Genomic DNA, 14,384 nt, shown 5'->3' on the forward strand with positions numbered 1-14,384 from the left:
GATTCAACGACTTTTTTCCTCGTCTTCATCTTATCACATCCGCAAAAATTTACGATTGCAATTCAAGCCAATAACATTGCAAATATAGCGGTTTGGCTGTAAAATATCCCTAGAGCTATTTCGAAGGGGAGGGAATTTCTGTATGCCGGAACGATCCGCCATCCGCACCGATCAGCTGTTCTACCATTATAGTGTGGATGAAACCGAGAAAAACAGCGAATATGACCTGCATTGCCACACCACCTATGAGCTTTTCTATATGATAAACGGTTCGGTCAGCTACCTGGTGGAAGGCCGCCAGTATCATCCCGCGCCGGGCAGCGTGCTGCTTATGCGTCCGGGCGTGTTCCACGGCCGCAAGCACGAAGGCGGCATCTATGAGCGCTGCGTAGTCCATTTTTCTCCTTTTCTCCTGGAGGAAGCGAACCGGGAACGGCTTCTGTCTCCCTTCCATAACCAGGGAGGAAACGGCTGCTATTACACCGACGTAGACGCCTACGGCTTTTCTTCTATTTTTGAAACCCTCGCCACCTGCGCAGGTTTTCCGGATGCGGAACGGATGCTCTGTTCCCGGTTTGCGGTGCAGACGCTGTTGGCCTGCCTGGTGCATATGAGTAAAAGCCGCCATTTTGATGTTCCCGCCGTGGTCAGCGGGGTGGTCAACGACGTACTCTGGCACCTAAACGAGGACATCGCAAGACCGGTCACTCTCGACGAGCTGTCGGCTAAGTTTTTCATTTCCAAGCACCATCTCAACAAGGTGTTCCGGGCCGCCACCGGCACCACGGTGATGGAATACGTCATCCGCAAGCGGGTCATGCTCACCCAGCAGCTGATGCAAAAGGGACATACCTCCACCGAAGCGGCGGAAAAAGCCGGGTTTGGGGACTATTCCAACTTTTACCGGGCCTACCGCCGGATTACCGGCCACGCCCCGTCGGCGGATAAGGTGGTGCCCGACACGATCAACATAGCGGGGCAGACGAGCCTGTTGTAGGCTTGACGAATCCCGTCCGGATGGCCTCTGTCTTCGGTGCGCCGCTTTGAACTGCCGTCTAACTTGTGCCCCAGTCTCTGTTTTTCCTATTCACTGTGAGGGCCTTCTCTTTGAGACAAAAGAGAAGACCGGGTGGGCGGCTCCCCATAGGACCGCATCGAACGTCCCCATCAAAAATACACGCTCAAAAGCGCTTGCTTTCCAAGCAGAATGCCGCTGTTATGCAAAACATGAAACAAGGGATGGATGCAATGGATACCCCCTGTACTGGTTCCCTGTTCTTCGTCGGTGATTATCACCGAAAAGGATACCGTAAGGAAAAATTTTAAGGAACCCCGGACTATCTTAATGAAAAAGGCAGGATATCATATGAAATTCTTGTCAAAAACACTTGGAAAATCCATCTTGCTTGTCCTTTCATGCACGATGGTCGGATTATTGCTATTAATTGCTGTGTTCGCCATTCCTACCGACCGGATGGAAGAACATGTCCTCGCCTCTGCTGCGGTTTTTGAAGAGGAAGGCGCTTATCCGGAATTCAATATCCTTGGCACACACAGCACGTTGGACAACTGGACCGATGCGATTATGCTGCTTCAAGCGTCCTATTGCAACGATACCGGTCTCCTCGACCGGGCAATCAGCGTATACAGGCCAACCATCGAAGGGGAAAATCCGGCGCAAGTGCTCGTATCCTATTATACTCAGGGGGCACAAACCCAGATTATCTCTTACCCAAGGTATTGGCACGGGTATCTTGTGTTTCTAAAACCGCTTCTTTGTGTTTTTTCCTATGATCAAATCCGAATCCTTAACGCGGTCTTCGTCGCCGTTCTTGCATTGCTGTTCATCGCTGTTATGTATTACAAGAAAATGGCGAGATACATCCTTCCCTATGTGATTGCTCTGCTGCTCATCGATCCGTTTGCAATTTCTCAATCCATACAATTCACAACCATTTATTATATATACACCATCGCTTCCATTGTACTTCTTCTGAAGCAGGATTGGCTCGAAGCGTCTGTAGAGCGGCTGGCTCTGTTTTTTGTTGTGATCGGCTGTGCGACGAGTTATTTTGATTTTCTGACATACCCGCTCGTCACATTCGGCGTGCCGGCAATCCTTTTTCTCTGTTCTACAAAAAAGCCCTTGAAGAAAACCGCTAAAATTTTGTTGCTGGTTTTGGTTTGCTGGTTCATCGGATATGCCGGAATGTGGGCGGGAAAATGGATTCTTGGAACGCTGCTTGGAAACGAAAACATTATTATGGATGCCATTTCGTCTATTTTTCTCCGGTCCTCCACGTTGGATGTATCTGGTCAGTCGTTCTCTTTGTTCAGCGTCTTAAAAGCACAGTTGTATCATATTATAACGCCTGCTTTCGGGTTCGCTGCGGTTTATGTGATTGTAATGGGGATCTGTTTTTGGAAGCATAACCCTAAGAAAAAACGATCGGATTTTACATGGACGCTCTATATTGGCATCGCTTTGCTGCCGATTTTATGGTTTGTTGGTGCAAGCAATCACTCGTATGTCCATCATTGGTTTACCTATCGGGAATTGCTCACTTCTGCATTCTCGGTGATGTGCTTGTTCGCAAGATACGCGACAAAAACAGATGCGATCGCTCGTCGTGAAAAATAGGCATCCAACGTTTCTTGTCGACAAAGGCACGCTTATCTATGGGTTCGCAGCCCTGCGCCGGGTGCTTATCTTCGGGCTAAGACGAGCGGGACAAACGAGCCCGTTGCAGTCCTGGGGTTTGGCGCCATCCTTTTTCCGCAAAACCGCACCGATGAACTTTCTTGAAATCCACTAGCCTGGCGTCACGTGGTTTTTCGGCCTTTTTCGAAAGTGTCCACTTGCTTTCCCCGACGTTTCTTAGAACAAAAAACAAAAAAGAGCCGCCTAGTCAGGCGGCTCTTTTTCTTGTGTTTTGTGCATTTAACGCGCCTCTTCGGGCGTATTCTCCTGCATACACATACGGACAAATTCGATCGGATGCTGGGTACGCTTGGCGGTCTCCTCCGGCGAAAGGCCCTGGCCCAAAAAACGCAGGACTACCGCGCGCATGCTATCGGCTACCTCGATGATATGCCCGTCCGGGTCGTAAAAGCGGATGACCCGCTGCCCCCAGGGAAATTCCTTGAGTTTATGGACATAAACAACGTCTTCCCTTTGCCCGAGCTTTTCCAAAAACGAATCCAACTGGTCCTCTTCAAAATAAAGCTCGAAATCGTTTCCGCGGGTGTTGATCTCGGTTTGGGGCCGCTCAATAAACTCGGCCCAAGACTCTTTGGTCTGCAGCGAAAAGCCCCGTTCAAAGGTGATATTCGCCCCGAAGTCGAAGATCACGTTCAGGCCCAATATCTCCTCATAAAACCGGCGGGTTGCGGCCATATTCTCCGTAACCAGAAGCGGACAATTTAATTGCATCTGAATTCCTCCTATCATCGTTTCGTGTGCAGGTTTAGTATACACAAGACCGGGCCCGTTGTATTGTAAAAACCGGACAACCTGAGCATCCGGCGCCGCTTGTTTCGACGGCGGGAAGGAATCGGATTCTTCCTCCCGGAAGGACGGGCCACCACAATCCGAATCGGCTCTCTGGGCGGCGAGGACAGGTCGATCTGCGTAAGCTGGCGGATCCGGTTTTTCAGTAGCGCGCACTCGAAGGGACGGATGTAAAGCTCGTATTCGGAATAGGTGGTGCTTCGTCCGTACGCAAGGATCATCCACAGCAAAATTACCAGTGTCGGACAGATAAAAAGAGGAAGGACGATTACGGAAACGAGAAGGGAAATCAGGGGTGGTCCCTGCGGAATTTTTTCAATCAAATTCACAACTGCTGAGCCAAAGATACCCATCAAAGAAGTAGAATATTTTGGTTATAAAGTCTGTGCTGTTTGAGCTTTCGCAGGCGTTTCATCAAAAGGGGCACCATTTCCCGGTCTATCTTCCGGTACTGCGCCGTAATTTGCTTTTTGGTCTCCAGGATAGCCCGCGGATCATCTTTGGGATATTGCCGCTGTATCCAGTGAAAGAGCTTCTTTCCCGCTATGTACTTCATCACTTGTTTCTCCTTTCCGGCTGTGTTTTATGAATGATCCTCCTTTCATTCAATCACTTATCGGTACAAGAAATTTCCCTGTTCTGAGCCAGGCACAAAGCCCCTATTTTGTAGAATCATTTTTCCTTTGCTAAAGCCCCCTTCCATGAGACCGGCGGAAAAAAGACGGTTCCCATTTGGCCGAGCCTGGATAATCATTTGGTCCTTCCTGCAAGTCTATAAACATGCAGACGAGCCGGACTGCCGCCTGTCCTCCTTTAACGGAGAAAAAGCCGGAGCAAGCGGGTGAAACGCTTGGCTCCGGCGTAAAAACAAGAGGGTACAGCCCTTGGAAAAACGCCGGGCGCGGCTAATGCCGTTTTCCTCAGGCGTTTTGGGACAGGGAGGCCAGGATGCTGTCTTTGAGCTGCATCAGGGCGGCCATCCCGTCGTTCTTGAGGGACGACTTGATCGTCACCACCGGCTTTAAAACCGAAATGTCCTTCAATTCGGACAGCAAGTCCATCGTCTGCTTGCCGGCCGCCGGCGCCCAGGAACCGTTTTCAATCAATCCCACCGTCCGGTTTTGCAGATTGAGGGCCTTCATATCGTGCAGGAAATTCAGCATCGCCGGATAGACGCCGTTGTTGTAAGTGGGCATCGCCAGCACCAGATGGCTGCACCGGAACACCTCGGAGATAAGGGTGGAAACGTGCGTGCTGGAAACGTCGTACACCGTGATGCTTTTTACGCCGCCTTCGGCCAAAGCGCCGGCCAGGATGTTGACCGCGTTCTCCGTGTCTCCGTACATGGAGGCGTACAGCAGAGCCACTGCCTTTTCCTCCGGTTCATATCGGCTCCAGCGGTCGTATTTATCCAGCAGCCAAACCAAATCGCTGCGCCACACCACGCCGTGAAGGGGGCAGATCACACGGATGTCCAGCCCGGAAAGCTTTTTGAGCGCATTTTGCACCTGAGGTCCGTATTTGCCGACGATATTTCCATAATAGCGCCTGGCGTCCGCCAGCCAATCCTGCTCAAACCGTACCTCGTCGTTAAACAGGTTGCCGCTTAACGCCCCGAAGCTGCCGAAGGCGTCCGCGGAAAAGAGCAGATGCTCGCTTTCCTCATAGGTCATCATGACCTCCGGCCAATGCACCATCGGCGTAAAATAAAAGCGCAGCGTGTGTTCTCCCAGGGACAGCGTATCCCGTTCCTTTACGATAACCGTGCGGTCCTCTAGATCAAACGCATAAAACTGCTGGATCAGCCCGATGGTTTTGGCGTTGCCTACTACTTTCATGGACGGAAATCGCAGCATCAGCTCCTCTATATTGGCGCAGTGGTCCGGTTCCATGTGGTTAACAACCAGGTAATCAAGAGGGCGCCCGTCCAGCGTATGCAGGATGTTTTCAAAAAACTGCCGGGAAATGGAGGAATCCACCGTATCGATCAAGGCGGTTTTTTGATCCAGAATCAGATAAGAATTATACGTGATCCCACGGGGAATGGGGAATAGGTTTTCAAAGAGGGCTAGACGGCGGTCACAGCCGCCTACCCAGAAAACGGTCTGCGTGACTTTTCTCGTGCAATACATAGAATGTATCTCTCCCTTCAAAGCTTTCGTGTCCTTAAAGGCCGGAGCATGTCCCAATTGCCAAAATGCACGGCCTTGCCTGGACAACAACCGTGGATGACTCTTTTTGGATTATAGCATAGTCCGGATAGAGGAACAAGAATCTGAAAATCAGATACGGATTCAGTTTCACGGCAGCGCCCATATAGCAGGGTCCTTTCCGTGTTCTCCGGCTCGTCTGAAAACGTTCGTTTTTATCCTTGGATGAAACGGGTATTGCTAAACAGAAACCTTCTTAAAAAGTCGCTGTTTTTGCAGGAACGTTCTTCCTCCGGTTTGCACGGTTTTGGTAAAAGGGAGGCAAAAAGGGACCGCCCTGCTTTCGTAGGGCGTGTCCCTTAAAAATACGCTTCATTCAGGCCTTCACCTTGCCCGAAACAAAATTCAAACAAGCCTCGTCTATTTTTCAGTACTGCGATCCAAAATGGATAAAACCCGCTTTGCCCGATCTTAGTACCCGTTCAAAAAGTGATGTGTTATGGACATCATGGCTTTTATGATTTTTCTAGCTCCTTCAACGTTTTTCCGTTATATTTCCACATTCGGGGACCAGCGGTATTTCCGCCGCTTATGATGACCGCCGCCCTACTTGGGCTGTTACAGGGAATGTCTCTTACAACCACCAGTTCATTTTCATTTTGGCTTTCCACAATTGCGCCGTCGTGTTCTAATGTAGCGCGGATATCCCTGATGTTTTGGCTGGCAGATTTACGAAAACTCTTCGAAGCGGTAGAGCCGGCCAATAATACATACTTCCCGTCTCGAATCGCCATTTTACCAAGATAGTTTTTTATTCGATATTCATATATGATTTCATTTTCTTTTGGCAATTCGGAGTTATAAGACAACGGCTTAAAGAAGGATAGGTTCAATACATTGACCAGCAATTGTATTGCTTCTAAGAATTGCTGCACTTCCGCTTTATCCACCTCGGAGATGGTGGGCTTCGATGAGATATTGATATTATCCAATTTCACACGTTTTACTTCTTTTGCAATATCAATCAACTTGGATTCCAAATATTTTATTTGTGTTTTCGTTAGATATTCATCTTTCGATGTAAACACAAATGCATCTGTCCAAAACTCTTTGTTGACGCCATGGCTTTTTATTCGTTCCGATACCGGATCGCCTTCTCCAATATAAAGAATTGGCTTGGATTGTTCGTCTATGGAGTTTCCATATAGCATATAGACGCCCGGGCGTCTAGATTCATCTCTTTCCAGAAAGTCCTTTAGCAAAGGACGGGGGAACACGGTTGCTTTTATCGTCATATTGGAAATTTCAAGCGTTTTTAATCCATCCGGATTGTCTTTGACTAGAAATGTTCTTATCAATCGCCCCATGCCCTGTCACATCCCTTTTGATCATAATTGCATTATATCAGAACATCTACTTTCTGTCATCCAATTTTCTCATTGAGCATATCGAATGCATTTCGTCTCGCAGCCCCACATAGAGCAAAAGGCTGCCGACCATGGTCGGCAGCCTTTTGCTTGGGTACCTCAAACGGTTAATATTGAAATCCAAACCATCAAAGCTGTAAATCATGCCTTAATATAATAATTGAAAGCCTCACGCTTGCCGCATTATGAAAGCAATAAACCGTTCTCTATACATCGGGCACGAGCATCAAATCAAACTTTCCTTTCCGTCACTCCAAAAACAACTTCCGCGTTATAAAGTTAAAGACCATGACAATTGCCGTCGCCACAATTTTGACCAGCTTATAGCTCCAATGTATACAATCGACCCCAACCCACATCAACAGTTCGGTCAGTAGAAGTCCAATCACACTGAACACGATAAAAAAGATAAAATTACGCATCTTTCCGTGGTTTTTATTTGCATCAAAAACAAAGCGGACGCTTAAGATATAGTTTACAATCACAGAAATTGTGAAAGAAATTGCAGCCGCCACAAGGTATTGCACATTGAAAAGTTCCTTTAGCGCCAGCATGATCCCATAATCAATCACAAAACAAAGCACGCCGACCCCAGAAAATTTCACGATTTGTGCAAATAATTTTTTTAAATCTTCGATCCGTATTTTTTTATGATTTACGTTCAATTTCAAGTTCTCTTTTCTTATATTCCTTTTTCTTTTTACTCACATGGCCCGTTTTAGATTCCACAAAAATTGCATATGGAACCACCAGCAAAGCCATCTCGATGGTCTCGATCACAAATCTGGGATCTTGTGACGGCGTTGTAATAATCATGAGCACATCAAAGATCGCGATGGGAACCAGTGCAATCAAATCCGCTCTGCGCCGCTTCAGCAGCAATATTGCAACACTGATGATCAAAAAGAACAAGCAGTATCCGCCCCGCCAGCATAAATCTTGAAGAATCGGAGACTGAAACGTAAACATTCCATAGTTCTGAATTATTGGATACGCTCCCTTATAAGTGATCCCTTCATTTGGCGCCACATTGACGAGCGCCCAATTATATCCATCGTTCGGCTGCGCAATTTGCCACAGGATCGAACTTGGATCCAGCAGGCGTGAAGCATAGAATACCGGATGATGAATAAAAATTTCCGCGTTCATCCGAATGAGCTGCTTTCCGAACCCTTCCTTTTCAATCAAATCATTGATTTTCGCAATACGTTCCGCGCCAATTTTTCCCCACGTTCTGCTTGCGTCATCAATCCAGTATTTGTTATATACATTGCCCCATTCATCCAACGGCATGACCTGTTCGAGCAACGCTACATCATTCTCATCCAATTCGATGCCGTCATGAACCGCAGCGCTAATCATATAAAGCGGGCTGCCATATGTTACATACGCCGGATTCGGTTCGGCTTTTAATACATGTTCCCCAACGTACGATACGGTTCCGTTTAATACAAGCGCACAAAGTGTGACAACCGATCCGAGCAGCAGCTTTTTGTACTTCTTTTTCCCGACCAGGTACACAAGAGCGATCAGTATGCCAAGAAGAGCCGGAACGCTGCCCATATGACGGAAGGTCATGGTAAAGAAGACTGCGACCATGCCGGGGATCAAATATCTCCATTTCAACTTTTCCGCATGGATTAAGTACAGAATAAACAACGATTCTCCAACCAAACCCATCGAGAAAATAACGTCCTTGTACATGACCTGCGTATAATAAAAGGGAGTGAAAACAGCAATACTTGCAACAGCATAGAAAATCATCATTTTGTTGCTGTTTTTCATCTTGAAAAAGTATAATAAAATAAAATAATTCAATATAATCCAAAGAAGGCCATTCAAAAACACGACGCTTCCCGGGTTTGGAACAACTTGATAGCAGAGCCAGACCAGCATCTGATATCCAACTGTATGCCAATCATTCCACGCCTCGTTTGTAACGGCTATATCTACCGTTCCAACATCGTCTGAGATCCAAACACCTTGATCGGTTGCAATGACACAGAGGATGGTTACAAATGCAACCGCGGCAAAGCAGAACCAGAAGGTCCGTTTTTGTTTCTTTAAATCCGTATCATCGCTTTTTTTCTGTATACTCATTTGAACGATGTGCAGCATACAGTAATACATACAGACAATTAAAGCCGCCGTATAGGCACATTGCCCTACTGTGGACATGCTTTGAAACCGATTCGTTGCAAATAATTGGAATATCGACAGCATTAAAAAATAAATAACCGTTAGGATACCGCTTGCACAATACATTTTAGGGGTCAAGGCACTTAACTTTGAGTAATAAGGCAGTAAAACAGCTGCTCCGATCAACGGCAGCAATGATGCATACATAACATTGGACATTTCGCCCGAGGAGGAAAACAGCAAAACCTTAAACACGATTCCTATAATTATCAGCTCTAAGATGCAGATAAGTATGTTCCTTTTTACGTTCATTTTCATTTTTCCTCTCGTTATCTTTGATCGGCCAGCTAAAAGAGCCGCTGCACATTTTTTAACCTTTTACGCAACCTTATGGGCAGAAAAATCTCTGCGAAAACTTAGGATTCCATGACGAATGCATATGCGGTTATTTTATTGGTCTTATATTTCTTTTTTATCGTGCGAATGCTCCACTAAATTCTTATAACAGCGATCAATCAGTTGCAGCCTGAATTCAAATTCCCGGTGATTATTCTCCGAAATACATAAAAGGATCAGACCCGTAAAGATCGATAAAAGTCCCGCCAGGCCGATAAAACCGGAGACAATCAACGTGGGGAAATTAGGAACCAGTTTGGTTTGTGCGTACGTGATCAGAATCGGAAGGAAAAAAGCAAAGGCAATCATAAATAGGACAAGCCCTAAAATTCCAAAAAAGCGCATAGGCATATAGTTTCGGTACAGGCGGAAAATCGTCCGAATCACTTTGATTCCGTCTGAATATGTGTTCAATTTGGATTCGCTTCCATCCGGACGGTCACGGTATTCAATAATCACATTTTGAACGTTCATTTTCTTGTCAATCGCATGGATGCTCATTTCCGTTTCAATTTCAAACCCTCTTGACAGCACCGGAAATGTTTTTACAAATTGATAGCTAAAAGCCCGATATCCGGTCATAATGTCTCTAATATCGCTCTTAAACAAATGATTAATAGAGGCTCGCACCAAACTATTTCCGAAGTTATGGAACGGCCTCTTATTTTCTTCAAAATAGGTGGAAGACAACCGATCTCCCACAACCATATCTGCATGATTGGTCAGGACTGCATTTACGAACTCATTTGCATAGTCCGCCGGATAGGTATCATCTCCATCGACCATGATGTAGCATCTGGCATCAATCTCACGAAACATACGCCGAATTACATTGCCTTTGCCTTGCTGGTTCTCTTTGCGTACAATTGCTCCGGCTTTCCGGGCGATAGCCGCCGTATCATCGGTCGAATTGTTATCATATACGTAAATAGCGGCAGAAGGAAGTTCTTTTTTCCAGTCATGAATTACCTTCCCTATGGTTTTGCTTTCATTATAACAAGGAATCAGTACTGCAATATGATCCATACCCATGCCCATACCTCTCTAATCTGTAAAAATAAAGCAATTCGGTGTGTACAAATTTCATATAAAATACATAATTTTTTTACATTTTACTATATAACATCGAAAAAGTCAAGATATTCATAACCAATCGCAGGGACTATACCCAAATATTATCGAATGAATGGGAAGATTTCCACACAGATCCGGCATCCTTCATTTGGTATCGAAATTTGGAAAACTCATGCGTGAAAACGTGCGCGCGCCGTAAGGCATGTCCGAAAAATACCGGTTGCACAGGCTGGAGCATCTCACAAAAAAGTCGTCGCGAACGAAACGACGTCCGCGACGACATGGTCCGAGTGACAGGGTTCGAACCTGCGGCCTGATGGTCCCAAACCACCCGCGCTACCAACTGCGCCACACCCGGAAATCCGGTTCCTCTTTTCTTTGCGAAAAGCAATGAACAGCATAAACACGACTGTAATTATACGGCAAAGGCTTTTGCGCTGTCAACCGTTATTTGAACCGAAAAGACGGCGGTCTCCCTGATTTCCAGACAAATCCGCGTGAAAAAATACGGCAAAGGGTTTGTATTGCGGAAGGAATGTTGGTATAATGAAATAATATTATATTATGTGTCGTTTCAAAGGGGTTTTTATTATGACCGATCCCGCAAAGCAACCAAACAGCGAGGTCATCGCCGGACGCAACAGCGTCATGGAGGCGCTCAAGTCCGGCCGGCCGGCGGACCGGCTTCTTCTCGCCAAGGGGGAACGCACCGGCGCGGTGCAGGCCATCGTCGCCCGCTGCCGGGACCGGGGGATTCCGGTCAAGGAGGTGGATCCCCGCAAGCTGACGGCTCTGTGCGGCGGGGACGCCCATCAGGGAGTGGCGCTGCTGGCGGCCGTAAAAGAATACGCCACGGTAGACGACATCTTCGCCCTGGCGGAAGAACGGGGAGAACCGCCTCTCCTCATCATTGCCGACGAGCTGTCCGACCCGCACAACCTGGGCGCCATCGTGCGAACGGCCGAAGGAGCGGGCGCCCACGGAATTGTAGTTCCAAAGCGGCGCACGGCGGGGCTGACGCCGGCGGTGCTGAAAGCGGCGGCCGGGGCGCTCGAATATATCCCGGTAGCCAGGGTTTCCAACCTGGCGGCCGCCATCGAGGACCTTAAAAAGCGCGGCGTCTGGATTTACGCGCTGGACATGGACGGCACACCCTGGTGCCAGACCGACTTTACCGGCCCTACCGCTCTGGTCATCGGTTCGGAGGGACAGGGGGTAGGCCGGCTCATCAAGGAAAAATGCGACTTTACCATATCCCTTCCCATGCGCGGACAGATTGATTCCCTCAACGCTTCGGTGGCGGCGGGAATTGTTCTTTATGAGGCCGCGCGCCAGCGCACCGGCCTCTCTCGCGTGAAAACCAGGCAATAAATCGGCAGGCAAACAGGTTTTGGAGGTGACGACAGCATGCCCAGCGAAAAAGATCCATTTCTGTCCGGTCAAAAGGAGCCGTTTGCTTTGGCGAATAAATACTCCCTGGACGATATCATCAAAGAGGCGAAGCACCGCCATAAGGGGAACGGCCCCATCGACACGTCGAAAACGGAGGAAATCCTGCTGGAGTTTTCGGCGAAAAACATCCGCGAGCCGATGGAGGATGAAAACAGAAAGGACGCGCCTTTCCGCCCCGACCAGGAAACCCAGCCCATGCCCATCCAGGCCTTCCAGAAAAAGCGGCCGGCGGAGGACGACGAACTGGAAGGACAGCTTAAGCTGTTCGACAGCGACGGCGTGGAGGAGCCTGGGCCGGTAAACGAACGGGTTCTCTACGAGAAGCGGCGGGAACGGGCGGAGAAGTTCGTCCTTTCCGGCACGGAGGAGGACACCGACCCAAAGGAGCTCTATGACGCCGACAGCGAAGCCGGAAAGCAGATTGACGATTTCACCTCTTATGAGGATGCGCCGGTTATCCAGGCGCATTTGAACTCCCAGTTTTCCGGGCTGCTTACGCGTCTGGGCTTAAGCGTGCTGGGCCTTCTCATCACCGGCTGGCTGACCGTCGCGCCCGCCCTTTTTCTTTACACCGGCGCGAAGCTCCCGCTGTATGACTTCCCCGTCACCAGCCCGATGCTGTTCGTTTCCATCAACGCGGCGGTGCTTATGCTGGCGGCTTCGGTCAATTCCGCCGTCTTTGCTTCCTCCCTGCGCAGCGCATTCAAGCTGCACACCGCCCCAGACATGCCTACCGCCATCGCGGTGTTCGCCGTGTTTGTACATACCTTTTCCATGCTCTTTTTCCCCGAGCGCGTCGCGGATATGACCGTGCCCCTGTACACAGCCCCGGTCATGCTCCTTTTGTGCGCAAACGCGGGTGGAAAGCTCCTCAAGCTCTCCCGGATCAAAGAGAATTTCGCCTTTCTTTCACAAAAAGGCGTGAAGCACGGCGCCCGGATGCTTCCCAACGACAACACCACACGGGATCTGTGCCGCAACATCTTGGGTGACCCTTATATCGTCATGCCGGTGAAGGCTTCCTTTCTCACCGGGTTTCTGGACGACTCCTATGCGGACGATTCCTGTGCCTCCCTAGGCGGCTTTTTGTCCCCTTGTGTGCTGCTCGGCTCTTTGGTGACGGCGGTGGCCTGCTTGGTTGTGACCAAGGACGGGGCTTTGGCCATCACCGCCTTTGCCGCCGTGTGCTGCCTGGCCGCGCCGATTGCGTCCCTTTTGTGCGGCAACCTGCCCATGAAAGCCGCTTCCCGCCGCCTTCTGCGGCGCGGGGCCATGCTTTCCGGGTTCCCTGCGGTAGACGATTATTTCCTGACCAACAGTCTGACGGTGGATGCAAGCGACCTCTTTCCCGCCGGGTCGGTGACCCTCAACGGCATTAAGACCTTCAGCGGCGGGCGCATCGACCAGGCGATTCTGGACGCGGCGGCCCTGGTGCATACGGCGGGCGGACCGCTGACCCCGGTGTTTGAGCAGGTCATCCAGGGGGACGACAAAATTCTGCCCACGGTGGAGTCGCTGGTGTACGAGCAGGGGATGGGCATCTCCGGCTGGGTGGACGGCCGGCGGGTACTGGCGGGCAACCGGGAGCTTCTGCAAAACCACGGCATTGTCCCCCCTTCTCTCGACTATGAAAGCCGCTACCTGCGCGCCAGGCGCAAGCTTGTCTACCTATGCTCGGCCGGGGAGCTGTGCGCCATGTTCGTGGTGACCTACCGCTTCTCCCCTTACATCCGCCAGGAGCTCGATCGGTTCGCCCGCAACGGCATCGGCCTGATGGTGCGCACCTGCGACCCCAACGTGACCACCGAGCTTCTCTGCGACGGGTTTGACATTTCGGAAAGCGATGTGCTGATCTTGTCCGCTGCCGCTACCAGCGAATTCGATCAGTTAAGCGTCCCTCAGGAGACGGCCCAAGCGAGCGTTGCTTACGACGGGAAAATCGACGGACTGATGGATGTTCTTTCCTCCTCCATAAGGCTTGGCACCATCGTCAAGCTTTCCTCGGTGCTGCAGGTAATTGGGGTGCTGCTTGGATTTTTGCTGTCGGCGTTTCTGGCATTCTACGGCGGGCTTTATAACTTAAACGGCGCCACGGCGCTGCTGTTCCAGCTTTTCTGGCTCTTAGCGTCGCTGATCCCTTCCCTGCTCCGAAGCTCCAGTTAGAAAAACAAAAGCGCCCTGCTGCAAAGCAATTGCAGCAGGGCGCTTTTTCATATGCGGGAGCTTTTCCTCTCC

Annotated in this window: 12 protein-coding genes and 1 tRNA gene; 4 read left to right on the forward strand and 9 right to left on the reverse strand. The window is 49.5% G+C overall.

The features are described from left to right. Window positions 1-142: 142 nt before the first annotated feature. Window positions 143-997 (forward strand): helix-turn-helix transcriptional regulator, encoded by an 855-nt coding sequence (locus WMO26_RS06450; protein WP_349219039.1) that lies wholly within the window; start codon window positions 143-145, stop codon window positions 995-997. Between the two features lie 369 nt (window positions 998-1,366). Then, window positions 1,367-2,641 (forward strand): hypothetical protein, encoded by a 1,275-nt coding sequence (locus tag WMO26_RS06455; RefSeq protein ID WP_349219041.1) that lies wholly within the window; start codon window positions 1,367-1,369, stop codon window positions 2,639-2,641. A 300-nt stretch (window positions 2,642-2,941) separates the two neighbouring features. Here the strand turns inward: WMO26_RS06455 and WMO26_RS06460 are convergent, their stop codons facing one another. The 9 genes from WMO26_RS06460 to WMO26_RS06500 all read right to left on the reverse strand — a co-directional run bounded on the left by WMO26_RS06460 (window position 2,942) and on the right by WMO26_RS06500 (window position 11,055). Further along, a complete protein-coding gene (locus tag WMO26_RS06460; RefSeq protein ID WP_349219042.1) occupies window positions 2,942-3,433 on the reverse strand; it encodes a VOC family protein in 492 nt (163 codons plus the stop codon). A gap of 14 nt (window positions 3,434-3,447) precedes the next feature. Then, window positions 3,448-3,834, reverse strand: coding sequence for a hypothetical protein (locus WMO26_RS06465; RefSeq protein ID WP_349219043.1), 387 nt, complete (start codon window positions 3,832-3,834; stop codon window positions 3,448-3,450). 29 nt (window positions 3,835-3,863) lie between these two features. Further along, window positions 3,864-4,067 (reverse strand): hypothetical protein, encoded by a 204-nt coding sequence (locus WMO26_RS06470; RefSeq protein ID WP_349219045.1) that lies wholly within the window; start codon window positions 4,065-4,067, stop codon window positions 3,864-3,866. A 364-nt stretch (window positions 4,068-4,431) separates the two neighbouring features. Further along, window positions 4,432-5,643 carry an FprA family A-type flavoprotein gene (locus WMO26_RS06475; RefSeq protein ID WP_349219046.1) on the reverse strand — a complete coding sequence of 404 codons (1,212 nt, stop codon included), beginning with the start codon at window positions 5,641-5,643 and terminating at the stop codon, window positions 4,432-4,434. 533 nt (window positions 5,644-6,176) lie between these two features. After that, window positions 6,177-7,028 (reverse strand): GIY-YIG nuclease family protein, encoded by an 852-nt coding sequence (locus tag WMO26_RS06480; protein ID WP_349219047.1) that lies wholly within the window; start codon window positions 7,026-7,028, stop codon window positions 6,177-6,179. A gap of 308 nt (window positions 7,029-7,336) precedes the next feature. Continuing rightward, window positions 7,337-7,753 carry a GtrA family protein gene (locus tag WMO26_RS06485; protein ID WP_349219048.1) on the reverse strand — a complete coding sequence of 139 codons (417 nt, stop codon included), beginning with the start codon at window positions 7,751-7,753 and terminating at the stop codon, window positions 7,337-7,339. Next, window positions 7,737-9,539, reverse strand: a complete 1,803-nt coding sequence (locus WMO26_RS06490; RefSeq protein WP_349219049.1) for a hypothetical protein — start codon at window positions 9,537-9,539, stop codon at window positions 7,737-7,739. Before WMO26_RS06490 ends, WMO26_RS06485 begins: the two co-directional genes overlap by 17 nt. Window positions 9,540-9,686: 147 nt before the next feature. Then, on the reverse strand, window positions 9,687-10,649 hold the full coding sequence (locus WMO26_RS06495; protein ID WP_349219122.1) for a glycosyltransferase family 2 protein: 963 nt from the start codon (window positions 10,647-10,649) through the stop codon (window positions 9,687-9,689). A 330-nt stretch (window positions 10,650-10,979) separates the two neighbouring features. Beyond that, window positions 10,980-11,055 (reverse strand) — tRNA-Pro (locus tag WMO26_RS06500). Between the two features lie 233 nt (window positions 11,056-11,288). Between WMO26_RS06500 and rlmB the strand changes: the two genes are divergently transcribed. Further along, window positions 11,289-12,068 (forward strand): 23S rRNA (guanosine(2251)-2'-O)-methyltransferase RlmB, encoded by a 780-nt coding sequence (gene rlmB / locus WMO26_RS06505; RefSeq protein ID WP_349219050.1) that lies wholly within the window; start codon window positions 11,289-11,291, stop codon window positions 12,066-12,068. An 87-nt stretch (window positions 12,069-12,155) separates the two neighbouring features. Beyond that, window positions 12,156-14,312: an HAD family hydrolase gene (locus tag WMO26_RS06510; RefSeq protein WP_349219052.1), complete on the forward strand. Its 2,157-nt coding sequence runs from the start codon at window positions 12,156-12,158 to the stop codon at window positions 14,310-14,312. The last annotated feature ends 72 nt before the right edge of the window (window positions 14,313-14,384 follow it).

The sequence above is a fragment of the Solibaculum intestinale genome (genome assembly GCF_040096205.1).
GTDB classification, from domain to species: domain Bacteria; phylum Bacillota; class Clostridia; order Oscillospirales; family Acutalibacteraceae; genus Solibaculum_A; species Solibaculum_A intestinale.

What these genes read in the sequence shown, in the direction of transcription:
- WMO26_RS06470 (WP_349219045.1), bottom strand. Translation starts at nt 4,067, where the DNA reads ATGAAGTACATAGCGGGAAAGAAGCTCTTTCACTGGATACAGCGGCAA.
- WMO26_RS06475 (WP_349219046.1), bottom strand. Translation starts at nt 5,643, where the DNA reads ATGTATTGCACGAGAAAAGTCACGCAGACCGTTTTCTGGGTAGGCGGC.
- WMO26_RS06450 (WP_349219039.1), top strand. Translation starts at nt 143, where the DNA reads ATGCCGGAACGATCCGCCATCCGCACCGATCAGCTGTTCTACCATTAT.
- WMO26_RS06480 (WP_349219047.1), bottom strand. Translation starts at nt 7,028, where the DNA reads ATGGGGCGATTGATAAGAACATTTCTAGTCAAAGACAATCCGGATGGA.
- WMO26_RS06455 (WP_349219041.1), top strand. Translation starts at nt 1,367, where the DNA reads ATGAAATTCTTGTCAAAAACACTTGGAAAATCCATCTTGCTTGTCCTT.
- WMO26_RS06460 (WP_349219042.1), bottom strand. Translation starts at nt 3,433, where the DNA reads ATGCAATTAAATTGTCCGCTTCTGGTTACGGAGAATATGGCCGCAACC.
- rlmB (WP_349219050.1), top strand. Translation starts at nt 11,289, where the DNA reads ATGACCGATCCCGCAAAGCAACCAAACAGCGAGGTCATCGCCGGACGC.
- WMO26_RS06495 (WP_349219122.1), bottom strand. Translation starts at nt 10,649, where the DNA reads ATGGATCATATTGCAGTACTGATTCCTTGTTATAATGAAAGCAAAACC.
- WMO26_RS06490 (WP_349219049.1), bottom strand. Translation starts at nt 9,539, where the DNA reads ATGAACGTAAAAAGGAACATACTTATCTGCATCTTAGAGCTGATAATT.